A 25,882-nucleotide genomic window follows, 5' to 3' on the forward strand; every position below is an offset into this window, starting at 1 on the left:
CATACCAACGTGCATTGATCAAAACCGATGCGCCCACTCGCGCAGTCCAATGGACATTATCTTCCAGGGTTGGGCGACCAGTTTGTTCCAGGCTGCACAGCGGTGAGCGACGCTGTCCTCGTAGTCTGTGAAGATGCGGTTCGACAGCCAGTTGTCCCTCATAAACTGTAAGCGACAAGCCGGGGCCGTTCAGGCGGCGTAGTTCCATGGCATGAGCTCGTCGATTTCACTGCTGGGCCATCCATTCGCAAGGCGCTCAAGCGTCTGGGTCAACCAAGCTTGCGGATCGACTGGGCGTTGGTGCGCGGATATGAAATCGAGGGCATTTCGATCTTTGATGTAGTTGGTTATGCCTGCGTGACTTGACGCCGGATAGACTCCGGGCCTCCACATGCCAGCATGCGGTTGAGAACGATGCAACCGATGGCAACCTCGGTCTGTTGAGCCGGAAAGGAGCGGGCCCGCAGGCGCAATCCGATCAGCCTCTTGTATCGTCCGATGGCGGTTTCGATCAGCGCACGCTTGCCGTAGCCGGCGGCTGCCTGCCATTTCAGCCGACCGTCGCTTGCGATTGCGGCAATGTGCTTGTCCCTTTGACCAGGCGGTCCGGTATCACCGCTTTCCACCGCCGTGGAACGCGGTGGAATGACGATGTTCGCGGTTGCGCTGTGCTGCAGGATAGACCGATAGGTTGGTTTGCCGTCATAGGCTCCGTCGGCCGTGAACTGGTCGATCTCGCCGTCGATCTGATCGAGCAGCGGTGCCACCTGGGAAGGATCATCCGTTTTCTGGTCTGTCAGCCCATGGGCAATGATCGCGCCACTTTTGGCATCCACTGCCAGATGCAGCTTGCGCCAGGTGCGACGTGATCTGGCGCCATGTTTTTGCTCCAGCCACTGCCCGGCGCCGTAGACTTTCAATCCCGTGCTATCGACAAGCACATGCAGCGGGCCGTCCGGCAGCGGCGGGTTTCGTCGGGCTGATGGCTCCCACTTCTGTGTCCGACGGCTCAGCGTCGTATGATCTGGAACTGGGACTTTCAGCCCCATGAGATCCAGCAGCGAGTGGAGCAATCCCTCGGTCTGGCGCAGCCGCATTGCGAAGACGCAACCCAGCGTCAGCGCAGTCTCAATGGCGAGATCGGAATACTGGGCTTGGCCGCCGCGGGTCTTGCGTCGCGGAGAGCGCCATCCTGCCAGTGCCTCCGGCGTTACCCATAAGGTCAGGCTACCACGCCGGCGCAGACCTGCTTCGTAGTCACGCCAATTCGTCACCCTGAATTTCATCTTTCCGACGTGATGACGACGATCGGCGTTGTGTTTGTACGGCATGGCACTCGGATCAAACTGATTTCGATCCTGCCTGCCTATCGCCAAACCGTTGACAAAGGATCCATGCACCAACGCTGTCAGCGTGACCTGATCGCAACGGTGCGGAATGCAGCCCGCGATGGCGCCCGCTTTGTGGTGTTGCCGGAAACTGCGCTCGGTTTCTGGACACCGACCGTGGCGCGGCTTTGGACGAGTGCGTCCGCCGATACCGATGCCACGGTCATCGCCGGCGCCACAGTGCTCGATGCCACCGGCTACGACAATGTCCTTGTCGCGATCGACAGGAAGGGCGGAAGAGTATCCTCTATCGCGAACGCATGCCGGTTCCTGGCTCGATGTGGCAGCCGTGGCGATCCTGGTTTGGGGGGAGTGGCGGCGCCAGGGCGGATTTTTTTGCGAACCCGATCGTCGCTGTCGGGGGCAGCCGGGCGGCACCACTGATTTGCTATGAGCAACTGATCGTCTGGCCCGTCCTCCAATCGATGCTGCACGATCCTGACTTCATCATTGCCGTCGGAAACGGCTGGTGGACCGAAGGGACATCGATTGTCTCCATCCAACGCGCCACCACCACCGCATGGGCAAAGCTCTTCGCAAAACCGTTCGTTATTGCCTTCAACACTTGAGTGCCAACGAGACTCCATGCTCGACGCCGCCCTGATAAAAGAATGCGCAGACCCTTCCCTCAAGCCCGCAATCGTGGAGCAGTTCGTGATGGCAGCGGGCTCGGATGATCCCCTCGCCGTTACGGTCAAATCGGGCGGCCGATTGATACTCGTTCCGAAAGCCAGAACGGCGGACGAGGCAATGGCGATCGTGCGGCAATATGCTGGTCAGGCCGTCGTCCGCGTCGGCCTCACGCAGTTTCCCGCAGGCGTAGGAGTCAAGGAAGCGACCGATTTGAAGCCCGATCTGGTCGACCCCTGCCAGAACCTTCGCAGAGGCACGGCGATGTTCGCCAAGGTCCTCAGGATCGTTGCGAAATGGTATGGCAACCCCACGAGCAAAGACGTCTTCCCGCAGATTTTCGAGGATGCGATTTACGCATGGAAGACTGGTGAGTTCGAGGGCGTGAGCGTGTTTCAGGCGAAGGATCCGGGCGGGGCACCAGCCAACCAAAAGGAACCGCGCGCCGATAAATCGGAGGCGGAAGCGGCGAAGCTGTTTCCCGATGCTGGTGGCATCGTCATCGGCGAGCGCTATCGGGTCGACAAAGACAATGTCGGGAGCCAAGCGTTTCGCGCCGACAGCGCCGAGACCTGGGGCGCCGGTGGCAAGTCGCCGTTGCTGTGCTTCGATGGCTCGTTCGGCTCGTCGCACGGGATTGTCTTTGCCGGTTCCGGCGGCTTCAAGACGACGTCGGTGACGATCCCGACGGCACTCAAATGGGGCAGCACGCTGATCGTGCTCGATCCATCGAACGAGGTCGCACCCATGGTCTCCGCACATCGCGGCGGAGCGGGGAGAGACGTGTTCGTCCTCGATCCAAGGAAGCCGGAGCTCGGCTTCAACGTGCTCGACTGGATCGGACGTTTCGGCGGAACGAAGGAGGAGGATATCGCCTCGGTCGCATCATGGATCATGAGCGATAGCGGCGGCGAGCGCGGTGTCCGTGACGACTTCTTTCGAGCGTCAGCACTGCAGTTGCTGACGGCGCTCATTGCCGATGTCTGCTTATCCGGTCACACGGACGAGAAGGATCAAACGCTTCGGCAGGTCCGCATGAATCTTTCGGAGCCGGAGCCGACATTGCGCAAACGGCTGCAGGACATCTACGACAATTCGGGCTCGGATTTCGTCAAGGAGAACGTCGCTGCCTTCGTCAACATGACGCCGGAAACCTTCTCCGGCGTCTATGCCAATGCGGTCAAGGAAACGCACTGGCTTTCCTATCCGAATTATGCCGCCCTCGTGTCTGGAAAGAAATTCTCGACCAGCGAAATCGCCGCGGGAAACACCGACGTCTTCATCAACATCGACCTCAAGACACTGGAGACCCATGCGGGTCTTGCGCGCGTCATCATCGGCTCGTTTCTCAACGCGATCTACAATCGCGACGGACAGATCAAAGGACGCGCGCTGTTTCTACTCGATGAGGTCGCGCGCCTCGGCTACATGCGGATCATCGAGACCGCGCGCGACGCCGGCCGCAAATACGGCATCACGCTCACAATGATCTATCAGTCGATCGGCCAGATGCGCGAGACCTATGGCGGCCGCGACGCGGCAAGTAAGTGGTTCGAGAGTGCCAGCTGGATTTCGTTTGCCGCGATCAACGATCCCGAAACCGCGGCCTACATCTCCCGACGCTGCGGCATGACAACGGTCGAGATCGACCAAGTGAGCCGCAGCTTCCAATCAAAGGGATCGTCGCGAACACGCTCGAAGCAGCTTGCGGCTCGACCACTCATCCAGCCTCATGAAGTCCTGCGCATGCGCGCCGACGAACAGATCGTCTTCACGGCCGGCAACGCACCGCTCCGCTGCGGCCGCGCCATCTGGTTCAGGCGCGACGATATGAGAGCCTGCGCCGGAAAAAACCGATTCCATCAGACTGCGAGCCACGAGGCGGAAAGCTAGGCTTCAACTGATCGGGACAAGCCGATTGAAAGCAGAGCGGAAATACTATCAATGGCAGATGCAGGAGGAGAGTTTAGCCCCGAAGGCCAAGAACCAATTCCGAACGAGCCAGAAGTTGAGCAGCCATCTGCGTGAAGGAAATACTCGCCGCGCGCGATCAAGATTCCCACCACATCTACCGCTGCCGGCCCTTGCGCCAATCATCCACCAGGAACGCGATTCCGATCATCATCGCGACGCCCACCGCCAGCATCACACCCCAAGATCCGGTAAGCGCTGCAAGGAAGACCAGCAACGAAGCTAGGGCCAAACGACGCCCCCAGACGCTGTTTTCGGCTCGCCATATCTCGTCGCTTGCTAGCGTGCGGCGCGTGCGGAAGCCGATCACGCTATTGCGAGGCGCGACCATCGATGCGAGTCCACCAGCCAGCAACAGCAATCCGAGCTCGGCTGTGAGAACCCCGTAATTCCAGAATCGTAGAGTCGGGCCTATAAACAGGAGCATGCTGGCGGCGGTGGCGAGCAATGCCACAATCGAGAGCTGGAGCAGCCGACAACGCCACCCCAGCGCCTGAAAAACAGCTGTGCCAGTCGTGCTGTTCAGCCAACGCTCCATCAGGCCGAGAATGATGAGGGCAAGGACGGTCAAAATGATCGCCCCTTCCACGTCGGAGTGCTGAGCGAGCGCGTTGGGTACGAAGATTGCAGCAAGCAGCGGCGCTACAGCAAAAAGCGCGAGACCGATCATCACCATGGCCATTTCCTCCTCGCTGTACAGAGTTGAATGCCAGCATGCGCATTACCGAGCGTGACCGTTACATCGCTCTTTGTCGATCGGATACAATAAAATCCGACAACTACCTTGCGTCGCATGGAATACTCTGTTACACCCTATTGTACGCATCAAGTGGTGGCTAACATAACCTTTTATGGCGATAGGGGGTCAAGTATTTTCAAATACATGAGCTATTGCGCAAACCAAGGTCTCCCCGCAAACGCCTGATAGCGATCGAGGCAGATAGACCCGAAACTCATAGGGTGTTGGTTCTCTGCATATCACCCTTTCGAGCGCGGTGACCAATCTGTCGGGAGCCATCCTGGATGTTCCGGGAGCGCGTTCAGCGATCTTGGTCGCTGATATACGTGGAAGGTTCGCGGGCTGCATTTGTGTAGCCTAAGCATGACCGCCCTCGGGGCTTGAGCTTATGAGAGCGCGGCAGGAAAGCAATCGCGGAGCGAGCGTTCACATAGCGCCGACCTAGGCCAGACTAAGATCAGTTGTTGGCGGCCGCCAGATAGCGGATTTCTCTTGTTGTATTTTTCCCTTGACCAAGAAGGAGAATGCCACATGCCCGACGAAGAAAAACTATGGTCGTCGCTGAGCGTAATTACCGCGAAGCTTCATGACGATGCCGACTTCGAAGCCGCCTTCACAAAAGATCCGGTGGCGGCGATCACCGCGGCCGGTCTCGATGCAGAGGTGCCGGCGACGACGATCAGCGAGAAGGTAAAGCTGTCCTCATTGCTGGGAAATATGAGCGATATTGAACGGCGTGCTACTCTTGAGGCAGTGCTCGGTAGCCGCTTTGACTCTGGCCGCGTTGCGGCAGTTACCCCGATCGCGAACGTCAATGCCGGTGCGAATGCCAATGCCGGCGCGAATGCCAACGCGCTTGCAAACGCGAATGCTAACGCGAATGCCAACGCTAACACCAACGGTTTCGCAGCCGCTGGCTTGCGAGGCGACCTCATCCATGTTGAACTCGGGCAAAAATTCCGCACTTCGGATTTCGGAACGCAGCTGACGAAAATGAAGTTGAGCCCCGCGCGTCAGGGTGCATTAATCAAGTCAGTATTCAGCGACACCAACGCGATCACAAAGCGGGCTGCTTCCGGGAAGGGCGAACTTGTCACAGCCGTAGGTTCGTTCCGCGGCGTCGTCTTCGAAGTCGAAGCACTAGTTCAAGCCGGCGAGATCGCAGTGCAGGGGGCTAAGGTCGTTCAGTAGCCGGAAACTGCCGGTACAAATCTAACGCTATTGCTCGTTTGTCGCGGGCCTTAAACCGGTAGGCAGTTGGAGGCTCCAACCATGAAAGCTCAGCGCTGTGTGCCGGCAAGCTCACGGGTGCTACTCGTGCACATGCCGATGGCTGACCCGATTATGCCCAATCTCGGGATCGAAATCTTAGCCTCGCGGCTGCGGGCAGACGGACTTGCCTGCGACACGTTCTATGGCTCGTTGCTGTTGCCGCCGGTTTGCTCAAACGAGCTGCTGCACGGCATGGCCGGCTATATGATGTTCTCCCCCTTCTATTTCAATCTCGACATCGACCGCTTCGTGGGAGAAGGGGCCGCCATAATCGCCAGGACCGGTTCTGGCCCCTATCAGGCCACGTTGCAGAGTGTTGCCGAGGAACTCCATGCAGGGATTGCTGCGGCCGAGTTTTGTCTGGAGCGCTCCCTTGAGAAGATACCGGTAGGGACCTACGATGTCGTCGGGTTCTCTGTTATCTTCGACACACAAAAGATTCCCTCTCTCGCTCTCGCTCGGGCGCTCAAAGAGCGCGAGCCCAGCCTGAAGTTCATCTTCGGCGGAACGGGCTGCGATGGGGAGATGGCATCCGCCATACTAGAGCATTTTCCTGAACCTGACGCGGTCGTCCGCGGAGATGCTGAACACACAATAGTCGCGACGATCCGCGCCCTACGTGATGGCACGATGGACGTTCACAACTTCCCTGCCAATGTCGAGCTGCGCGACAATGGCAGGCGTGAGCCCAGGGCCGACGGGAAGGTCGCTTCGCTACGAGACCGCACCGTGCCCGAATACGAAAGCTTCATTGCGCAACGTTTCGCATCGCCTTATCGAGAGAGGCAGTTTACTCTTCTCTTCGAGGCGTCGCGCGGATGCTGGTGGGGCGACAAGCATCATTGCCGCTTCTGCGGCATTCGAACCGTCCGTGAAGGCTATCGGGAACGGGAACCCGATGCAGTGTTCGATGAAATTCTGGCGCTCCATCGGGCCCATCGCCCTCACTTGCTGTACGCGACTGACGCCATACTGAGCTACGAGCATATCCGCTCGCTGCTTCCGAAGCTTGCGCGCCATCGCCGGACGAGCGGTGAGGACATTAAGCTATTCTTCGAGATTAAGTCGACTGTCGGACGGCGCGAAGCCGCGCTCCTGGCGGCCGCCAATGTCGTCGCCGTCCAGCCAGGTATTGAATCATTTAGCACGGCGATGCTACGCAACGCTGACAAGGGGGCGACAGGCATCCGGCAGATCGCAGCGCTCAAATGGCTCTGTGCCTTTAGTATTGACACGATCTATGGCCTGCTCGTCGGCTCACCAGGCGAGACGTCGGATGACGTCCGGGCCATGATTGACGTAATCGGCGCGCTGCATCATCTGCAGCCTCCGTTGGGCGTCAATCCACTGGCGCTCCATCGCTTCAGTCCGTACTGGGACGCTCCAGGACGTTGGGGGATCAGCAACATTCGTCCCTACGACTTGCAGAGGTTGGCGTTCCAGGTACCCGATGCTGCACTTAGTCGGATCTGTTACGAGCTGAACTACGACTCCGAACAGCGCCTCGACCCTCTGCTCACTAACTGTTTAGTCCCGGCATTTGATGGTGCATTATTTTCCTTAGAATGGAGGGAGGCACTATGGGCCAGGTTCTACACGGGAGCGCCACAACGACAGAGGCAATCCGTCGAGCAATACAAAATAGTGAAGAGAGCCTGAGAGCGCTTTCAAAGCGGTATGGGGTCAATCAGAAGACAATAGCCAAATGGAAGAGACGGACATCATTGGCCGATCTTCCGACAGGCCCGAAGGACCCGCATTCGACAATCCTCTCCCTTGAAGAAGAAGCCGTCATCGTCGCCTTTCGCAGGCATACATTGCTGCCTCTTGATGACTGCCTCTATGCCCTTCAACCGACGATCCCGCATCTGACACGTTCGTCCCTGCACAGGTGTCTGCAGCGCCACGGCATTTCACGCCTGCCGGAAGTGAAAGGCGACAAAGAACCGAAGAAAAAGTTCAAAAGCTACCCGATCGGCTACTTCCACGTCGATATTGCCGAGGTGCAGACGGCTGAGGGCAAGCTCTATCTCTTCGTGGCGATTGATCGCACGTCCAAGTTCGCCTTCGCTGAGCTCTATGCCAAAGCTGGCAAGATGAATGCCGCCCAGTTCCTGCGCAACCTGATCGCGGCGGTGCCCTACACCATCCATACTATCCTGACCGATAATGGCATCCAGTTCACCAACCGGGCCTGTGACCAAAATGCCTTCCAGCACATCTTCGACCGAGTCTGTGAGGAATACGAGATCGAGCATCGCCTGACAAAGGTTAAGCACCCATGGACCAATGGGCAGGTCGAGCGGATGAACCGGACGATCAAGGAAGCGACTGTCAAGCGCTTCCACTACGACGATCACGCACAACTGAAAAAGCATCTCGCCGACTTCATCGACGCCTACAATTTTGGGCGCAGGCTCAAGACACTAAAGGGCCTCACCCCCTACGAGTTCATCTGCAAAAGGTGGACTTCCGAGCCAGATCGATTCATCATCGATCCTATCCATCAAATGCCGGGACTAAACAACTAACCTCTATGCCGAATTGCGCCGAGCAGTGGTCGAATGGCAGATCTCGTTCACTTCCGAGGCGCGGCTCATCTTCGTAGCCTCCGATGCCGTGCCCCTTATCGTGAAGCGGAGCGCTGACAAGATCAGGACGCGGCACCTCTCCCCAAAGGAGTACGCTATCTACCAAGCCATCGCGCATCCTATCCACGCGGGCCGGGTCGCGGAGAAATGCGGCATCGAGTTGGAGGAGGTGGAAGTGATCCTGCACACCTTTGCAACTGAGCGATTCGCGATCTTCATGGATGGTCTTTGGCTTGGGCTTGCGCAGGAGGCGGGCCTCAATCCATGGACCGATTCCGACCTCGCCACAGAGCAAACGCTAGAGCATGTCGTTTCCCTTGCGACGACGGAGTAGGCCATGACTGTTCTGCAACCGCGACAACTTACCGTCCTAACAACGAGCCAGTGCACCGCGTCCTGCGGCCACTGCTCGATGAATTCCTCGCCCGAGCGGCGTGACCGGCTCACTTTCGAAACCATCAGAACGACGATCGACGAACTACATGCGAAATCCCCGCTTGCGGTCGTGATCTTCGCAGGGGGAGAGCCGACGTTGATGGGCGAAACCCTTCTCAATGCAATCGCTCATGCCGACGACCTCGGGATCATTACTCGCATCGTCACCAATGCATCCTGGGCGATCAGCGACGCGAAAGCCGAGGCGAAGATTCGTGAGTTGCGGCAGGCGGGTCTCGGCGAACTGAACATCAGCGCCGACGATTTTCACCTCCCTTGGATACCATTCGAAAACGTTGCGCGCGCGTGGTGCGCCGCCAAGTCTCGGGGATTCTCGTCAGTCGTGATCGCGAATTGCTACGGACCAAACAGCATTGTGACACCGGAGTACATCATGGAGAGGCTGTGTGAGCGGTTGCCCACGCGGTTCGACGATCAAGGAAAGTCTGAAGCCTTACCCGACCCCGCTGCTGACGGGACGGTCTACATGCTGTCAAACTCATTCCTGCAGCGTCTGGGCCGCGCGCACACGACCATCTCCGATCCGGACATTATCTTCCCGGAACACGATGGCACTCTCGCCGGCGCTTGTCCGTGGGCAGTGCGTAGCGCTGCTTTGTCGCCGCAGGGAAGACTCGTAGCCTGCTGCGGGATGGAAGCAGAACACAATCGTGTGCTTGATTTTGGTGTCGTTAGGCCGGGCGAAGTCCAAGGGCTGATCGAGCAGGCGAATCGAAGCGTACTGGTCAATGCGATCGCCTTGCTTGGACCCTACTTCGTGCAGCAGTTCATAAGGGCGCGACGCGAAGACATACCGTTTCGTGCGCGCTACGCGACCGTATGCGAGATCTGTGAGGACCTTGTTTCACGCAAAGCCGCTACTGATGCAATCAATGAACATATCGCCGAACTCGCGGTGGCCGTCAGTCTGGCTCGCGTCAATCTCGAAACATCTAGAATGGAGGTCGTCATATGTTGAGAAGGCTTACATCCGCGTCTCTTGGCGATGCGCTACGTGAAGTCTGCGAGCTTCTCGAGTTCGCGGGCATACGTGACATTCTCGCATGTTTCGATCCGCTGCATCCGCGGCACGCCCATTGGGTGGCGGCGCGGGCTGCTGCGCCTCTGGAGTTCCAGCCGCTCATTGATCTGTTCCAACTCGGTGGCTCTGCCACTGATAGAGACCTCGCCGTGATTCCACAAAATACCCTCGAAACACTCCGGATGGAGGGCCTCCTGAAGCGGACCGGAGGCACAAACAGTTGGTGGCTCGGCGGGCTCGTGCTAATGCCAGTGCAAGGGCTTTGGCTGCTCTGCCACATGAATAAACCTAATCCAACACTATATTTCGGTGACGATTCTATCGGGCTTGCCCTCAGGCTGTCGGCAACGCCGGGGCAAACAGTCCTTGACTTGTGCGCAGGCCCCGGCATCCAATCGCTACGGTCAGCGCAGATGGGCGCGTGGGTGACCTCGGTTGAGGTCAATCCCGTGGCTGCAGCCCTGGCTCGCCTAAACGCCGCAGCGAACGGTCTTAGCGATCTCATCGAGGTACGCGTTGGCAATCTTTATGACGTGCTTTCGAACGAACGGTTCGACAGGATTGTCGCCAACCCGCCGCTGCTGCCCATCCCCGACGACCTTCCATATCCATTCGTAGGGCATGGCGGGCCGGACGGTCTTAGAATTACCCGCCGTATCATTGAGGGGTTGCCGGAGCGCCTGAACCCGCGCGGCAACGCGCGCCTCATTGGCACGACGCTGAGTGACGGCTACCTGCCCCTCTGTCTCGGCGACCTCGAACAGATGGCGCAGCGCCTGCATCTCAATGTCCAGATGTACATCACGGCACACCATGTTCTAAATGACGGCGCGGTCTACTTCGAGGGGCTGGCTGCGACGTGTGCCAGTACCGGCGATATCTCTGGTGAGGCAGCGCGCGCTACCTATCGCGCATTCCTAGATGAACGCGGCGCCACGCATTTGTGCGCGTATTTTCTCCATATAGTAATCGGGGAAGGTCGACTCGAACTGATCGATGTGGCAGAAGAACCTTCCAATGACCTCTGGTTCACGCTCTGATGATCGGCTGCTTTGGAACGACATCCCTATTGGCACGACTTGCGCCTACGAAACATGCATTGCCGGCCGGCCGGCAATCCGGTCATGGGCCCGACGTGAGGAAGATCCCGCACCAAGGCTGCGCCGCATCGTGGTCTGGCAAGAGGTCGATCTCGGCAAGCTGAACAGGCCAGGTGGGTTGGTGCGCGCGGTGACCACCATCGATGCGGAGCCGAATCTTTCGCCGCGGCGCATAGCGGTGATCAGCGCGGCTGGCGAAGCCGTCTTCCGGTTCACACCGGGCAGAGTCATAGTTCGATTTGTCGATGGCACGCGCAACGACACGCAAGTCCGCTCGATCGACTTCGCGCTGCTCGACAATGCCCCCGCGCTGATCGCGATCTACACCCGCGTTCTGAACATCTCTAATCGCTTGCCCGGCACGTTCGAGGTCTATCTGCCCGGTACGCTCACCACGATCCCCTATTCGCTTCAGCGAGAGGGGGATGGCTTGCTTTCGTCGCTTGGGGAACTCATGACCTTCAATAGCGCCGGATGGTTGTCCGGGGTCGCTGTTGGTGACTCGGTTGAAATCCGAGGAATGAGTGCAGTGGTACCCCGTTGGCACAGCTTCGCTAGGTCAACTCGCGCCCTGACAAAAAAGTCTGAGACCAAGCAGCCGCGGTTTGGGCAGGATATCGAAATCCGCCGAAACGGGCATCGCCTGTACGGGCGCCTCTCTCAGCCGAAGGATCCGCGCGCATTCGTCCTTATCATTGGCGGCTCCGGCTTGCATGATCGTTTCGGCCAAAGCGGCGCGGTTGATCTCGGTTATAGCGACCTGACCGCGCAGCTTGCGTCCCACGGTGTTGGAAGCGTTCTGTTCGACAAGCCAGGAGCTGGTAGAACAAAACTCACCTCCGACATGGTGCGTCCGAGTTTTGCCGCGGCAATTGACGTCGCGCAATCCTGGCTGGACGAACTGGTACGGCGCGCGCCGAAGGGCGTTCCGGTGATCGTTGCTGGACACAGCGAGGGTGGGCAGATCGCTGCGTTCCTGGCTGCCCACAATTCGGATGTTGCCGGACTATGCCTCCTTGCAACCGCCTGCAGTCCGATCGACAAAATCCTCGCAGAGCAAATAAGTCTCCAAGCTCAGGATCTATCGCTCAGTGAGAGCGCCCGTCAACAGCGTCTTTCGGAACTGCAGAGTTTGTTCGAGTGGTTGAGATCAGGCGACCGTAGTGCACCGCCCTCGGCCAGGCTCGCTCCGTTCGCGCACCTGTCCGAATGGTATGGAGGGCTTATCGACACGCAGCCAGCGACCACCCTGCCGCGTGTCCGGGTTCCAGTTGCGATACTCCATGGAGACCGGGACATTCAAGTGCCCTCGCAGGAGGCCCGCGCGTTGGCAGGACTTCTGCCACAAGACCTTGCGAGTGTAAAAATCTTTGAGGGACTCGACCATCTGTTCAAACGAAGTGGAGAGGCCAGTAATATCAGGCAATATGGTGATCGCCGACGAAAGATATCGCGCGACGTAGCAGACTGGATAGCTGACTGGATCGCGAAGGCCGTCCTACCTCAAGGCAGCGGACAATGTGACTAGGAGACCTGTGCGCAGAGGCTTATATCATTGATTTTATTTTATTCTCCTGATCCCCCGATGGGAATCCATCAGTTCCAACGTCGCCCACTCTGTTCTGTCACGCTCTTGTGCGAGCGTCAGTAGATTATACAGCCACTGCGATGATCTTCAAACGGTGCTTCATATTGTAGGCGAAGGGATGCGGCTGAAAGTGTGCGCAATGATCGGTCTGTCGGCGACATTGTGGTTGCCGAAAGGCTTGCGCGGTCATTGGATGGTGCACGCCGCAGCTGGTGTGATCGGTCCGATTGATCTCTTTCAAATACATCGCTCGCACTGGAGAGGAGATAGGGGTTCCTTACGCGGCTCGATGGCTGGCCTGTGCTTTCTTCCACCGACGCTTCACCAATACCTCGTGGACCCTGGCGCACGGCTCGGAGCCAATGTGGATCGCCAATCCTTCACTAAAATGGACTTTCACCATTCTATTCCTTGCCGGTTTTCCGGCGCTTGAGGAGGGAACCGTTCCCTTTCCCCATGGGAGGAAGTTTGAAGGAGGGGCGGAGCCCTTCCCTCATGGGTAAGGGTTGAGAGGGGCGGCAGAGCCCCTTCCTTAGCCGTTCCGGCCGGTCGATCCGGCTGGAGCGGCTCACCTGAAAAGGCAAAGACCAGAGGTGGCAAGTCGCCTCTGGTCTGAACCTCAATAGTCTTCGTCAGGTTCGAAGAACGGCTCTTTGTCCTCGAGGCCGATGTGCCATCGTTTGTCAGACCACCGCGACGGGAGGTAGATCTCATCACTGACCTGCCACTGAGAATTTCCTCCAGAATGGATTAGAGTCCGGACCATTGAGGACGGACATATGAAGAAGCAGAGATTTACGGAAGAGCAGATTATTGCGGTGCTGAAGGAACAGGAGGCGGGTGCGAAGGCAGCCGATCTCTGCCGCAAGCACGGGATTTCAGAAGCAACGTTTTATAATTGGAAAGCCAAATACGGCGGCATGGAAGTCTCCGAAGCGAAGCGTCTGAAGGCGCTTGAGGACGAGAATGCGAGGCTAAAGAAGTTGCTGGCCGAGCAGATGCTTGATGCAGCCGCGCTCCGCGAGCTTCTTGCAAAAAAATGGTAGGGCCTGCCGCCCAGCGTGACGCCGTCACGCATCTGAAGGCCGTCATGGGTCTTTCGGAGCGGCGGGCCTGCCAGATTATATCCGCCGACCGCAAGATGATCCGTTACCGGTCAAGCCGACCGCCGGAGGTTGAACTGCGGACGAAGCTGCGCGACCTCGCCAATGAGCGGCGTCGTTTCGGCTACCGTCGGCTGTTTGTCCTGCTTCGGCGGGACGGAGAGCCGTCCGGGGTCAATCGCATCTACCGGCTCTATCGCGAGGAAGGTCTTTCCGTTCGCAAGCGGAAAGCCAGGCGGCGTGCGGTCGGCACACGTGCGCCGATCCTGGTTGAAGCGAAGGCCAATGCCCGCTGGTCGCTGGACTTCGTGCATGACCAGTTCGCCTGCGGCAGACGCTTCCGCGTGCTCAACATTGTCGATGACGTGACGCGCGAATGCCTGGCAGCGGTCCCGGACACGTCGATCTCTGGTCGACGTGTCGCCCGAGAACTGACGACGCTGATCGAACGACGCGGCAAGCCCGGAATGATTGTCTCCGACAACGGCACCGAACTAACGTCGAATGCCATCCTCGCCTGGTCGAGGGATCACAAGGTCGAGTGGCACTATATCGCGCCGGGGAAGCCAATGCAGAACGGCTATGTCGAGAGTTTCAACGGCCGGATGCGCGACGAGTTGCTCAACGAGAGCCTCTTCTTCGGCCTCGATCATGCCCGCAGCGCCATTGCTGAATGGGCTGACGACTATAACCATTTCCGGCCACACTCGTCGCTCGGATACCAGACCCCGGCAGGCTACGCCGGGATCATCGCCGCAACCGGCTCCAACGCTGCGCAAGATGAAAGCTTCGCGTTTCCGCCGGTTGCTCCCACCGCGCCATTTGGCGTATTCAAACCCGCCGAGGCTCTAATCGCAGCCGGATGAAACTTCAGTGGCAGGTCATCACCGCCAAAATGCGTAATGATGATCTCGTTGGCCTCGTGGAACAATCCGAAATCGACCTTTTTGTGGAATTGGTGCAGGGATCAAATTTCAACATTTTTCATCTATGCGGCCGGATCGAAAATAGGTTGATTGATCCAGCATGCCGCACAAACATAACGCCGCCCGCCGCCATCACATCGGTAAAATGAAGTTCAAAGTGACGAACTGGGCGGAGTATGAGGCGGCGCTTCGCCGCCGTGGCAGTTTGACCGTTTGGATGACGCCGGAAGCTTTGATCGGTTGGGCTGCCCCACGTCGCAGGACGCGTGGTGGCCAGCCTCTCTATTCGGATCTGGCGATCGAAACTACTCTGATGCTGGGCATGGTGTTTGGGCTGCGTTTGCGCCAGAGCAAAGGGCTTTTGAGTTCGGTGCTTGACATGATGGGATTGGATCTGCCTGTGCCCGATCACACCACGTTGAGCCGGAGGGCCAGAACCTGGAAGCCATTGAGCAAAAGCAATGACCGCCAACCTGTGGCGGACGGGCCGGTTCACGTCTTGATCGATAGCACGGGATTGAAGGTCTATGGCGCGGGCCAATGGCTGGAAGAAAAACACGGCGTAAAGTCCCGGCGCAGCTGGCGAAAGCTGCATCTGGCTGTTGATGCCGACAGTGGCGAGATCATTGCTCATCGTCTGACAGATCAGGAAACCGGCGATGCCTCGCAGCTGGAGCCGTTGCTAGATCAGATCGACGATGAGATTGATCAGTTCACTGCCGATGGAGCCTATGATGGCGATCCATCCTACGACGCTGTCCTGCGTCACAGCCCAGGCGCAAGGGTCGTCATTCCACCGCGCTCGAACGCCGTTGAACGGCCCAACGCCCCGGCGTCCTGCCAGAGAGACGATCACATAGCATTCATGCAGATCGATGGTCGGCTGAAATGGCAGACGTCCACCGGCTATGGCAAACGGGCGCTGATCGAAACGGCGATGGGCAGATACAAGGGCATCATCGGGCCGCGTTTGCACGCTCGTTCATTCCGGTCGCAGCAGACAGAGGCTGCGATCGGGGTCACCATACTGAACCGAATGCTCGCCTGCGGACGCCCGAAATCCGTTCGTTGCGAGGCACCGACGGCAGCAACGAAATAAGTACACATCAAAGACCGAATGATGACCCGTCGCTGAGCGGTGCACCAACGCAGCTCAATGGTGCCTTCGGCTATGCGTACCTCCCATACGGCTCCTGGAACACGGGCGAGGAATCCCGCTAGAACTGCCACTGCTCCATGAACGAACAGGACCTCGGCGTCGGGAAATGAAAGCCGTTCATTGTGGACATCGAGGCCGGCGGCTCCAGCTGCTGCGATGAGCGCGTTCGTCCGAGCTCCTGGTTTCTGTTCGGCCGGTTCCCTCACCCAGAGTTCCCACCACCGGCTTTCCGGAGCATCAAAGTCAATGCTGCCAGAGAACAGGGTGCGTGCTCCCGCTGCGCGAATGACTTCAATAGGTTCGAACTTTGGAACATCGGGCCGTTTGCGATTGCCGATGTTCTCAGCGCCATACGCATTGATACGGGCAACGAGATAATCCCTGGCATCATCAGGAATGAAAAGAACTGACTTCTCGGTCCGATCCTCTAGGCGTTCCGATCTAAGGACCACAATGTCCTGTGTCGGGTAGTCCAAAGCGGGGGTTTTGGTCGCTCCCTGTCGGTTGGTTGTTGGCACCATCGTCTCAAGTTCGACGATCGAGCCACGTTTCTGATCTGCGATCGCGAGCCTAGTGTCGTTTCCGGCTGCGGGCAGGGCGCCGAGCGCCGCTGCCAGTTGCTGGGTGAGCGATTGCGCATGCGTATGATAGTCATCGCGGCGCGGCTTGCGGTCTTGTGGTCGATTGGGGAACTCGTATTGCGCCTCGACACGGAATGGATCGAACCGAATGTGCGCCAAATCGTGCGCTGAAAAGTCGTCACCGTCAGCCATCAACCCCCCAAAATCATCAGCGCTGAGCGTGCAATCGCCCTTTAAATGCCTGACGATCTTCGAGCGCCGCACGCAGGGCCATCGCCGACAGGGCTTTTGCGCCCTCTAAAATCGTGTCTTTGACCACGGTGTCTGCTGCACGAACGAGCTCGGCCTGGCTAAGGCCCTTTGTTGCCTCTTCCACATCCGCCCACGCTTTGGCAGTCAGTTTCAGTCGTCCAAGCCGGCGGGTTAATATCGCCCGAGCGGCGTCTCCGCTGGGGACGTCATATTCGACGATCTCGTCAAAACGGCGCGCAAGAGCACGATCAAGGATTTCAGGATGATTCGTCGCGGCAACAACGACGCTGTCGGTCGCGTTCGGTTCCTCCATGAACGTCAGGATTGAGTTCAGCACACGGCGGATTTCGCCAACGTCGTTGGTGTCACCGCGGTGCGAACCAACAGCGTCGAACTCGTCCAACAGATACACGCCGCGTGTCTTTGCGACCTGGTCGAACAGCAATCTGAGTTTGCTCGCCGTTTCGCCGAAGAACCGGCTGAAGAGCGAGTCTAAACGAACTGTAAAGAGTGGGAGATGAAGATCGCCGGCTAGAGCAGACGCCGTCATCGTCTTGCCGGTACCAGGCGGTCCAACGAGCAGAATATGCGTCGCGGGCACCTGCCCATGGTCACGCAGCGTTGCACGCTCGGACTGCTGCCGCACAACACGTTCCAGCCGCTTGCGGACCACGTCGGCCAACACCATGCTATCGAGGCCTATCTTTGGGTACGAACTCTGAACCAATTCCAGCAGCTCGCCGCGTGGGCGCGCCATTGGAATGACGGATTGAGCTTTTGGCGCGTCGTTGACGCGCTCCCTCAGCCGCTGAACAATACGCTTCAGCTTCTCCGCCTCGGCGGTGTTCCCAGACCGCGCCTCTTGCGCCGCGACCTGGAGCGCGATCGATAGAAATTGGTCTTCATCGCCGGCCACGTGAGAGTTGAGAAGCGCGATAAACTGCTTTGCCGACATTCTGCACCTCCCTCGATTGTTGCTTGACGAACCGCCCCGCAAATCAGTGCACGTTCTCGCTGTCAATGACTATACCCGAGATAAGCTTTCCAAGCCATTTTGCTTATAAGATCGAATCAGCATCTTGCGAGATGTCGATGCGCGCTGGATCGGTGAACCACGGCGCGGCAGTCGTCCTTCGGCTTATGTGACAGAGCACTGGAGCAACATTGCACGTACGAGCGATGAACTGACCGAAAATTACTTAACCGACCGCGAATACGGCGCCCGCGCCCTACGCCTTTCCTCCTCGGGCAGTACCTCGAGGAGGAACTCGATCGCCAATACGACAAGGGCATTATTTCCTTCGCGGTGAGAGCCACTTGTCCTCTGATGTGGAGCCACTATGGCGAGCAGCACAACGGCATCTGCTCGGGTACTCGATGCCCGCCAAGGTCGCCAGCGACATCAAGCGGGTCGAATATGACGGCAGCAGGCTCGTCGACGCCAGTGATGTCGCCAGGATGCTCGGTGGCGATGAGACCGCGCGCAAGAAGGTGGATAGCGCCTTATTGCTGAGAAAGGCCGGCGATTGGCGCTATGAGCGCGAATGGCGCCTGACCGGTCCGCGCGGGCTGCAAGATTCGCCGCTCGAGCTTGAAGAAGTCATTTTCGGCATGCGATGCAATCGCCGGTGATGTATGCGGTTGCAAGGGCCCTTGAGAACCGCGGTAGGGCAGTGAAGTTGTACGAAATCCGGGAAGTCGCCAACACTTTCAAGCTCAAAAAGGTCCCTCTCGATCTCGACGAGTTGGCGGAGTCCCTGCCAAGATGGTCGTGCGCGATCCATCATGCGTTTGATCAGGTGCTCTAAGGCCACAACTCGATTGGGAGCACGATCGATGGGCGCCACAATTTCCCGGAGGTCGTATGACTTCCGCCCGCATTGCCTCCACAACCGCGCTCAAGGTGCACCGTTCAAAATGATTGTTGCGAGGCGCTCGATCGCCAGCATATCGAGACCGGAGCCCTGAATCTCGCGCGTTGTGATCAGGATGCGGTCCGCATTTCCCCGATCTTCAATAGTTCGAACGCCGGCATCGAAATATGCTTGGCGCTTGATCTCCCATCGGCGGGCATAGTCTGGATCAACTAGAAGGCCCAGATGCTCCCAATAATAGGTGATGCCGGCATCGTCGTCTTCTATCGTGAAATCTGGATAGCGCGTCTTTTCACCAAGCTTGAAGGGCTGCTCATAGACGTAGGGAACACCCATAGCGTTCAGCTTCTCTGCAATGGCGAGTTCCGCCTTCGACCGCACGAGTTCATTGCGGCTGGTGCGATGGATTAGACCCTGCTCAAGGAACACCGGTCCGCGCTCAGAAACCACTTCAATCGGCTCTGGATCTGTAAAGATGCGTAGCGGCAAACAAGGTGAGATTCGTATTGCCTCGCCTGAACTGCTCCCTGAGAATGGGTTATTGCCTCATCTAAATTGCTCCCGACGAATCAACCTCGGGAGCTTTGATGAGGAAGGTAAGCATGGCGACACGTGTGGAATTGGTGGCGGCGATCAGTTGTCGCTATGTGTTAGGCGGGCGGGCCGAGAAGGCGAGGATGTTGGACGAGTTCGTGGCGCTCACGGGCTTTCATCGCAAGCATGCGATGCGACTGCTGCGAGGAGAACGCGAACCGGCGAAGGGTGGTCCTCGGCCAGGGCGCCGGGTTTACGGCGATGACGTGCGGGCGGCGCTCGTCGTTGTTTGGGAGGCGTCGGATCGAATTTGCGGCAAGCGACTACACCCCCTGTTGCCAACACTGATCGAAGCGATGGAACGTCATGGACATGGCGATATGAATAGCGAGACGCGCCGGCAACTCTTGACGATGAGCCCAGCGACGATTGATCGAGTCCTCAAGGAGATTAAAGCGAGCGCCACGGGTCCGCGGCGCCGGAAAGGATCAACGGCGATTCGGCGTAGTGTTCCCGTTCGAACGTTCTCGGATTGGGATGACCCCGCACCCGGCTTTGTCGAGGCTGATCTCGTTTCTCATTCCGGCCCGTACGCGAGAGGTGCCTTCTCGCAAACGCTGGTGTTGACCGATATAGCCACGGGCTGGACGGAATGCGCGCCGCTGCTGGTTCGCGAGCAAACGGTACTGATCACTGCGTTGACCGAACTGCGCAAGTTGCTGCCGTTCCCGCTGCTGGGCTTCGACACCGACAACGACAGTGTGTTCATGAACGAGAGCGTTCATGAGTATTGCTTGCGAGATAATATCGAACTCACCCGTTGCCGCCCCTACCGAAAGAACGACCAGGCATTTGTCGAGCAGAAGAATGGCGCGATCGTGCGCAAGATCGTTGGATACCGACGCTTCGAGGGGCTGCGAGCCACCCGGGAGCTGGCCAAGCTTTATTCCTCAATGCGGTTGTTCGTGAATTTCTTTCAGCCATCATTCAAGCTGAAAGAAAAGCACCGTGACGGAGCCAAGGTGATCAAGCGCTATCATCGTCCCGCCACGCCTTATCAGCGGCTGCTTGACGACGCACGCACGCCGGAGGATACATGCCTTCGGCTCAAGGCGATGTACCTGACGCTCGATCCGGTTCGGCTGCTCCGCGACATACGGCTGGCACAAGAGAGATTGGTCGAAATTGCTGACAAGCCTGATGGTCCGCCTGCCACCGACGGCGAGGCATTACCGCTCGAAGACTTTCTGTCTGGCTTACGGATTGCTTGGCGTGGTGGTGAAGTGAAACCGACTGCCCGCTCCAAGCCAGCGGCCAAGCGAGAGCGGCGGAGGCCCGATCCTCTACTCGCCGTCACTGCCGAACTCGAGGATTGGTTCGAGGCGGAGCCTTGGCGAACTTCGCGAGAGTTGCTTGAACGCTTGCAGGTCAAATACCCCGGCGTGTATCCCGACGGCCTCATTCGGACCGTGCAGCGTCGAATGAAGATCTGGCGCAGTACACAGGCCAATGCGCTGGTGTTCGGGCCATTCGCCGATGCCGCGCGGCAGACGCAAAACGTAGAGGTCGTGCAGTGAGGCTCTTACCGCCAGGTTGGCCTTCGACAACCCGCGGAAAACATGATGAACGCCCGCGAAGCCGCCCGCTCGCTACAGCGCTATTGAGGGCGCGCTCGCGAGCGGCTTCGCTACCTCCGTCACCTTGCACCAGGTGCGGGGACAAGATCGTAACAACCCGTGAGGCATTCGAGAACATCCGAGTGAGGCAACGGCATTATTCTCCGGGAACACTCTTGGGTGAGGCAATACGGCGTCTCATCCTGATCGTCGCGCTATAGTAAAGAGATCAGTCATGCGCCGGGCGATTTCGGACGTCGAGGGATGCGTGTAACGCTGGAGCGCGCCAATCTCGTCTTCATGCAGGAGCACGATATGATCTTGCTGCCGTGTGAGCGCCGTATAGAGCATTTCGCGTGATAGCGGGCGACAGTTGCGCGGCAAGACGAGCAAGGTTCGGCCGAACTGGCTGCCCTGCGTCTTGTGAACGGTGAGCGCATAGGCAAGTTCAAGCTCCGGAGATCCATCATCGCCGCGAAATTCCCAGGCTGCGTAGGTAAATTTTATTCCCGTTTGGCTTTGGAACTCGACATCGAGATCACGCGGCCGTCGCTTCATCGTCTTTGTTTTATAGCCTCCGACGATCACACCTATATCACCGTTGGCGACGTAGGCTTTGTCTTGAAGGGGATAGGTGCGTCGCCGGCCGTTGTTCCGGACATTGATGACCTTGTCTCCCCAAAGAAGTGCTTGTGGTCCGGCGGGTTTGGGAATCTTCGTCCACCAAAGGGTGGATTCAGCCATCGCTCGAACACGAGTCCGGAAGCGGTGTTGTATAGAGAGATTTAAGGCGTCGACGCCGGCGAGGCCCGCCCGCACCGGGGATAGAACCTGCCAGTCATGCGATTTCGAGGCGGCTCCATCCTTGCCGCGAACTTCGCGCGCCGACCAAAAATACATCTGGGGCGGCGTTCCAAACGGCGCTGCGCCGAGACTCGCTTCGAAGCCGGCTTCATCTGCGGCGTCGGCCAGAGCGAGTTCCGTCACGAGTTCAGCGTTGAGCGTGTCGCGAACGACGGCTGGACCGGACCAATGCACGGCCCGGACATGGTCAAGATGCCCTTCGCGCAGCCGGTCCCAGACTTCGTCAGCACCCGCGTCAAGCGGTTCGCCGCTGAACTGGCGAGCAAGGAGAACGTCCCCTCGGCCAGCGCCTCTCTGGCGGCCCATAATAGTGAGTTCGGCGTAGCCGCGCGCGAGACGGGGAAAGATCGCCGGGAGGGGTGGTGGCGCCAGGTGCCGACAGATATCAACGAATGGCCGGCCAGCTCCGATCGGAGGCAATTGCCGGGGATCGCCTACGAGGACGATCCGCTCGACCCCCTCGACGGCGTCAAAAAGCGCTGCAAGTTGGTCCTCGGTAAGCATTGAGCACTCATCAACGATGATCGTTCGATAGCTCTTCTCTCGCGGAGCTTCAGGATTCCAAAAGTATCGGCCGCTATCGCCGTCATAGCGTTTCAGGCGTTGAAGAAACTGCGCCAAGGTCTGCCCCTGGCCAAGGCGCTGGGTCGCTTCCTCCAGTCGAACTCTTGCTTTACCGGTCGGGGCGAGGAGCAACACGCTGGAACGGATTTCGGGGAGGTCGCAGAGAATATTGAGCAGCGTGGTCTTGCCCGATCCCGCTGGTCCGATGAGAACGGAAAACCGCGCGCACGCAATCTGCTCAAGCGCGGCGGTTTTCTCATGGCGCGCCAACACCTCGTCCTCTGTGAGGGTCTTGTCCTTGGGGCCGGATCGGTCAAATTCGGCATCCACCAGTTTGCGCCAGGGATGTGAGAGTTCATGCACTCGCCCCCCCACGCGCTTGCGAACCGCAGCTGCAATCATGGTTTTCGCGGTTGTATAGCGCTTGAGTTTGAAGGTCGGTTCGCCCGCGATTGTCTGACCTGGAGAGACAATGGCATCGATAAAGCCCTGTCCCATCGCCAAGACGTCATCGTCGGCCGCGCACTTGGGCTCCAGTGGCGCATCCAATGCCCGCCGGACGACCCAAGATCGTGGTAGCAGCGTATGTCCCTCGTGGGCGATAGCTTCCTCCAGCAACTCCACGACAAGTCCACGAACGCGGCGTCGGTCAATGGCGTCGGTCATCGCGATCGGCGGCGTCAATGGTGCGTTGGCGCGCACGGCGTCGATGGGAAAGACGCCACGATCGAGGACCGAAAATGGAATCCGATCTGCGGCTGCCTCATCCTTCTCGAACAACACGTAGGGGTTTGCCAGGATGTCCGCGTCGGCGACATCCAATCCCGCTGCCTTTCGGCTGCTGGGTTGATACGCGCGGTCGGCTTGGTCAGGTGTCAACTCACAGCGCGCGATCAGATCGAAAAGTGATCGCCGGTCGCTCGGCAGCTTACGCCATTTCTCCCGAAAGCTCGCACCGAAGCCGAAAGCCTCCGCTCGGGGAAAGCGCTTCGGGTCCACGGCAAAAGTATCGATGAAGGCAAGGGCGTTGAACACCTCGCCGTCCCGCGACCCCGCCCGCTCGATCTCGTGGGCGAGCAGAGCTCCGTGTTGGAGTCCGAAGGCGGTAAGCGCAGATCCTAGTCCTGGGTGGACACCCCGGGCCTTCCAGAGACGGCCAAGCTCTTGATCCAGCCAAGCAAGCTGCGCCTGCACTGGGATGCCCACATTTTCGGCCGTGACCTTGAGAGCTTTGACGCAGGCCAGGAGGGAAGCGATAGCGCCGTCATGGGTTAGGTGCTCCGAGGCATATGAAAATGATTCGAACTGATCGTCCGGCGCAAACGCGATGCAATCATCGAGTGGAAAGCTTGAGTTAGCCTCTGCTGCGGCCAAGACAGCGGTGTAAGGCATGAGGAAGCCATCGGACTGATCCGGGCGAATAGAGTGGCGGATGTTGCGTTCCCAGAGAACGCCTTTTAGGTCTCCATCGCGGTCGTAGAGATAGTCGGTCGGTTGGCCGATCCCTTTCAGCCGACCGACCCCAACGATTACGCGTCGAGAATTTTCCGATAGTGGTGTCCGCTTGGCGTAGAAGAAGCACAAGGATGATTCAGGTTTGAGAGCGCCGAAGAATGTGTCCAGCATGATGAGCTGGTTGTGTCGGTCCTGGATCCAGCTTGTGTCGAAGGAGAGCTCCGGTTCACGCGCAGGCTCGTAGCCCAGCTTGAGCGCTTGGGCCTTTCCGACTTCGCCCATGCGTTGATCGCCCTCGACCTGGCGGCGCAGCATCCAGCCGAATGGAATGCAAGCCGCGGCATAAGCCTCTAGCCGGAGAGGAGTTTGTCCGAAGTGTCCGTGTGTGTCGGGGCTCGAAAGCTTGTAAGGATGGCTCTTAAGGAGCGTCAGGTCATGGTCGTACATGAAGCCACCGCGCTCTTCGACGCAGGGCGGAAGGTCGGTGCGATCTAGGCTCTCGAAAGAGCGACCGGCAAATTCGTCGCGGTTCTCTCGAATGCCGCTGGCGATGCGCGCAAGTACGAGACATGACGTGTTCGACGATGGCGATTTACAGACATGCCCATTCCAAGCGGAGTCGTGCCAGGGTACCCTGATTGTGATGTGTCGTTGCGATAGCCGCCGTGAACCCTCGATCATCGTTCCCCCAATGCTGTGAAGTTCGTTTTTTTGCTGTCGCGAATCTAAAAAAAGCGGATCGATGTAAACTATAGCGCGTGTTGTTTGGTGCCATAAATCCCCCTCGATGGATTTATGATTAGGCCTCAGCGAACTGCTTTTTGTTATCAGTGACGATAACGCGCTCATTGCTCTCCGCGTTCGCGGTGATTGCCGCTCAGCTGTCATTCGCACTCTCAATGGGCGAAAATGCGGAGCCTGGCGTTGGCCCGCCCGCAAGCTGTGGTAAGGCTGTCGATATACATCAAAAGCTGACGCGTGCGATTGCTGAGAGCCTGACCGAAAAAGAGTTGAGTGAAATCAGCCAGTTGTGATTCTGTTTGTTTGCTTAGGACGAACGGAGACCACAATGGGCTGGACAGATTTCACCCGTCGGCAATATGCCCGACGCACAGTGCGGTATGCAAGCGATCTGACGGACCGGGAGTGGGGATTGATCTCGTCTTGCCTGCCTGGACCGAGGCGGTTGGGCAGGCCGCGCAGTACCGATCTTCGCGAGGTCGTGAATGCGTTGCTTTACATCGCCACGACGGGGTGCCAGTGGCGGATGATGCCCAGAGATTTTCCACCTTTTACAACTGTGCAGTCCTATTTCTATGAATGGCGAGCGACAGGGTTATGGGGTCGGATCAACCATCATCTTGTGATGGAGGCGCGTGACTTGGAAGGTCGGGAAGCCTCGCCGTCTGCGGGCGTGATCGACAGTCAAAGCGTGAAAACCACGGAAAGCGGCGGAATTTCGGGCTATGACGCGGGCAAGAAGATAAAGGGACGCAAGCGTCATATCGTCGTCGACACGCTCGGACTGATGGTCGGCCTCATGGTTCACAGCGCCGATATTCAGGATCGCGATGGTGCATCTGCCGTTCTCAAAACCATTCTCAAGCGCTGGCCGTGGCTGAGACATATCTTCGCCGATGGTGGTTATGCCGGACCGAAGCTGAAGGGCGCACTGCAAAAGATCGCTGCGTTCACTCTCCAGATCGTCAAGCGGACCGACAAGGCCAAGGGCTTCGAGGTTCTGCCGCGTCGCTGGGTAGTGGAGCGCACCTTCGCATGGCTTGGCAGATGCCGACGATTGGCGAAGGATTGGGAAAAGTCCGTCGCCTCAGCCGAGGCCTGGATCACTATCGCCCACATCCGGGTCCTGACACGACGCTTGGCAAGGTACGGATATCGTTGAAACCTTTTCGAGTCAGACTCTGAGATCTCCCTTCAGAGCTCGATCGCGCGCAACGTCGATATCGATCAAGCGACCAGCGACCAACCAGACCTCCTTGTTGATACGACGATCGCGAAGAGCGGCACGAACGTTGGCTGCGATACCATCGGCCGGAATGTTTTGTTGATTGCGAAAGATACGCAGGGGAGCAGTAACGGTGTCTGTCCGCATGGTGGGCATCAGCAGAGTCCCGCTCAAGAAATTCATTTGCAATCTACATTAAATTGCATTATCACCAGACACACCAGATAGTTAT

At 58.3% G+C, this 25,882-nt stretch carries 20 protein-coding genes and 3 pseudogenes; 15 read left to right on the plus strand and 8 right to left on the minus strand.

The genetic code is table 11. The features are described from left to right. Nucleotides 1-18 precede the first annotated feature (18 nt). The 3 genes and pseudogenes from BA011_RS45275 to BA011_RS26395 form a co-directional block, all read right to left on the minus strand. A pseudogene (locus BA011_RS45275) lies at nt 19-168 on the minus strand (IS630 family transposase); the annotation flags it as partial. Between the two features lie 21 nt (nt 169-189). Further along, a pseudogene (locus BA011_RS42255) lies at nt 190-297 on the minus strand (transposase domain-containing protein); the annotation flags it as partial. A 50-nt stretch (nt 298-347) separates the two neighbouring features. After that, nucleotides 348-1,331: an IS5 family transposase gene (locus tag BA011_RS26395; RefSeq protein WP_065282955.1), complete on the minus strand. Its 984-nt coding sequence runs from the start codon at nt 1,329-1,331 to the stop codon at nt 348-350. Between the two features lie 78 nt (nt 1,332-1,409). On the opposite strand from BA011_RS26395, the pseudogene BA011_RS26400 reads away from it, so the two are divergent. After that, nucleotides 1,410-1,957, plus strand: a pseudogene (locus BA011_RS26400) (nitrilase-related carbon-nitrogen hydrolase); the annotation flags it as partial. A 16-nt stretch (nt 1,958-1,973) separates the two neighbouring features. Then, nucleotides 1,974-3,911 carry a Ti-type conjugative transfer system protein TraG gene (traG, locus tag BA011_RS26405; protein ID WP_151343583.1) on the plus strand — a complete coding sequence of 646 codons (1,938 nt, stop codon included), beginning with the start codon at nt 1,974-1,976 and terminating at the stop codon, nt 3,909-3,911. Between the two features lie 175 nt (nt 3,912-4,086). Here traG and BA011_RS26410 read toward each other — a convergent pair whose 3' ends face one another. After that, nucleotides 4,087-4,665 (minus strand): SdpI family protein, encoded by a 579-nt coding sequence (locus tag BA011_RS26410; RefSeq protein ID WP_065282956.1) that lies wholly within the window; start codon nt 4,663-4,665, stop codon nt 4,087-4,089. 594 nt (nt 4,666-5,259) lie between these two features. On the opposite strand from BA011_RS26410, the gene BA011_RS26415 reads away from it, so the two are divergent. The 9 genes from BA011_RS26415 to BA011_RS26460 all read left to right on the plus strand — a co-directional run bounded on the left by BA011_RS26415 (nt 5,260) and on the right by BA011_RS26460 (nt 15,884). Beyond that, nucleotides 5,260-5,919 (plus strand): DUF5969 family protein, encoded by a 660-nt coding sequence (locus BA011_RS26415; RefSeq protein WP_065282957.1) that lies wholly within the window; start codon nt 5,260-5,262, stop codon nt 5,917-5,919. 81 nt (nt 5,920-6,000) lie between these two features. Further along, nucleotides 6,001-7,659 carry a RiPP maturation radical SAM C-methyltransferase gene (locus tag BA011_RS26420; protein WP_065282958.1) on the plus strand — a complete coding sequence of 553 codons (1,659 nt, stop codon included), beginning with the start codon at nt 6,001-6,003 and terminating at the stop codon, nt 7,657-7,659. Beyond that, nucleotides 7,581-8,531, plus strand: a complete 951-nt coding sequence (locus tag BA011_RS26425; protein WP_072640442.1) for an IS481 family transposase — start codon at nt 7,581-7,583, stop codon at nt 8,529-8,531. The genes BA011_RS26420 and BA011_RS26425 overlap by 79 nt, the downstream gene beginning before the upstream one ends. A gap of 25 nt (nt 8,532-8,556) precedes the next feature. Further along, nucleotides 8,557-8,925, plus strand: a complete 369-nt coding sequence (locus BA011_RS26430; RefSeq protein WP_065282959.1) for a hypothetical protein — start codon at nt 8,557-8,559, stop codon at nt 8,923-8,925. A 3-nt stretch (nt 8,926-8,928) separates the two neighbouring features. Further along, nucleotides 8,929-10,005, plus strand: coding sequence for a radical SAM protein (locus BA011_RS26435; protein WP_065282960.1), 1,077 nt, complete (start codon nt 8,929-8,931; stop codon nt 10,003-10,005). Continuing rightward, entirely contained in the window at nt 9,999-11,108 is a 1,110-nt protein-coding gene (locus BA011_RS26440) for a methyltransferase (protein ID WP_065282961.1), read from the plus strand. Before BA011_RS26435 ends, BA011_RS26440 begins: the two co-directional genes overlap by 7 nt. After that, entirely contained in the window at nt 11,065-12,696 is a 1,632-nt protein-coding gene (locus BA011_RS26445; protein ID WP_151343585.1) for an alpha/beta hydrolase, read from the plus strand. The genes BA011_RS26440 and BA011_RS26445 overlap by 44 nt, the downstream gene beginning before the upstream one ends. An 839-nt stretch (nt 12,697-13,535) precedes the next feature. Beyond that, nucleotides 13,536-14,725 (plus strand): IS3 family transposase gene (locus tag BA011_RS26455; RefSeq protein ID WP_151343586.1). Its coding sequence is split into 2 segments (ribosomal slippage): nt 13,536-13,788 and nt 13,788-14,725, totalling 1,191 coding nucleotides; the frame shifts between segments, so codons are not numbered across the junction. Nucleotides 14,726-14,885: 160 nt separating this feature from the next. After that, nucleotides 14,886-15,884, plus strand: coding sequence for an IS5 family transposase (locus BA011_RS26460; RefSeq protein WP_065282964.1), 999 nt, complete (start codon nt 14,886-14,888; stop codon nt 15,882-15,884). Nucleotides 15,885-16,733: 849 nt separating this feature from the next. Here BA011_RS26460 and BA011_RS26470 read toward each other — a convergent pair. Next, nucleotides 16,734-17,732 carry an AAA family ATPase gene (locus tag BA011_RS26470; protein ID WP_065282966.1) on the minus strand — a complete coding sequence of 333 codons (999 nt, stop codon included), beginning with the start codon at nt 17,730-17,732 and terminating at the stop codon, nt 16,734-16,736. A gap of 422 nt (nt 17,733-18,154) precedes the next feature. Between BA011_RS26470 and BA011_RS26475 the strand changes: the two genes are divergently transcribed. Then, nucleotides 18,155-18,409 (plus strand): hypothetical protein, encoded by a 255-nt coding sequence (locus BA011_RS26475; protein ID WP_065282967.1) that lies wholly within the window; start codon nt 18,155-18,157, stop codon nt 18,407-18,409. Nucleotides 18,410-18,675: 266 nt separating this feature from the next. On the opposite strand, the gene BA011_RS26480 is transcribed toward BA011_RS26475, so the two are convergent. Then, complete coding sequence (locus BA011_RS26480; protein WP_151343587.1) at nt 18,676-19,140, minus strand: hypothetical protein; 465 nt, start codon at nt 19,138-19,140, stop codon at nt 18,676-18,678. A gap of 98 nt (nt 19,141-19,238) precedes the next feature. On the opposite strand from BA011_RS26480, the gene BA011_RS26485 reads away from it, so the two are divergent. Further along, nucleotides 19,239-20,762, plus strand: a complete 1,524-nt coding sequence (locus BA011_RS26485) for an ISNCY family transposase (protein ID WP_065279116.1) — start codon at nt 19,239-19,241, stop codon at nt 20,760-20,762. 237 nt (nt 20,763-20,999) lie between these two features. Here the strand turns inward: BA011_RS26485 and BA011_RS26490 are convergent, their stop codons facing one another. Continuing rightward, nucleotides 21,000-24,131: an AAA family ATPase gene (locus BA011_RS26490; RefSeq protein WP_065282969.1), complete on the minus strand. Its 3,132-nt coding sequence runs from the start codon at nt 24,129-24,131 to the stop codon at nt 21,000-21,002. A gap of 401 nt (nt 24,132-24,532) precedes the next feature. On the opposite strand from BA011_RS26490, the gene BA011_RS44460 reads away from it, so the two are divergent. After that, nucleotides 24,533-24,718, plus strand: a complete 186-nt coding sequence (locus BA011_RS44460; RefSeq protein ID WP_065282970.1) for a hypothetical protein — start codon at nt 24,533-24,535, stop codon at nt 24,716-24,718. A gap of 35 nt (nt 24,719-24,753) precedes the next feature. Beyond that, complete coding sequence (locus BA011_RS26500; RefSeq protein ID WP_065280995.1) at nt 24,754-25,587, plus strand: IS5-like element ISRl2 family transposase; 834 nt, start codon at nt 24,754-24,756, stop codon at nt 25,585-25,587. Nucleotides 25,588-25,599: 12 nt separating this feature from the next. Here BA011_RS26500 and BA011_RS26505 read toward each other — a convergent pair whose 3' ends face one another. Further along, nucleotides 25,600-25,833 carry a hypothetical protein gene (locus tag BA011_RS26505; RefSeq protein ID WP_065282971.1) on the minus strand — a complete coding sequence of 78 codons (234 nt, stop codon included), beginning with the start codon at nt 25,831-25,833 and terminating at the stop codon, nt 25,600-25,602. Nucleotides 25,834-25,882: the final 49 nt, after the last annotated feature.

Origin of the sequence: Rhizobium leguminosarum (genome assembly GCF_001679785.1) — a bacterium.
Classification (GTDB): domain Bacteria; phylum Pseudomonadota; class Alphaproteobacteria; order Rhizobiales; family Rhizobiaceae; genus Rhizobium; species Rhizobium leguminosarum_R.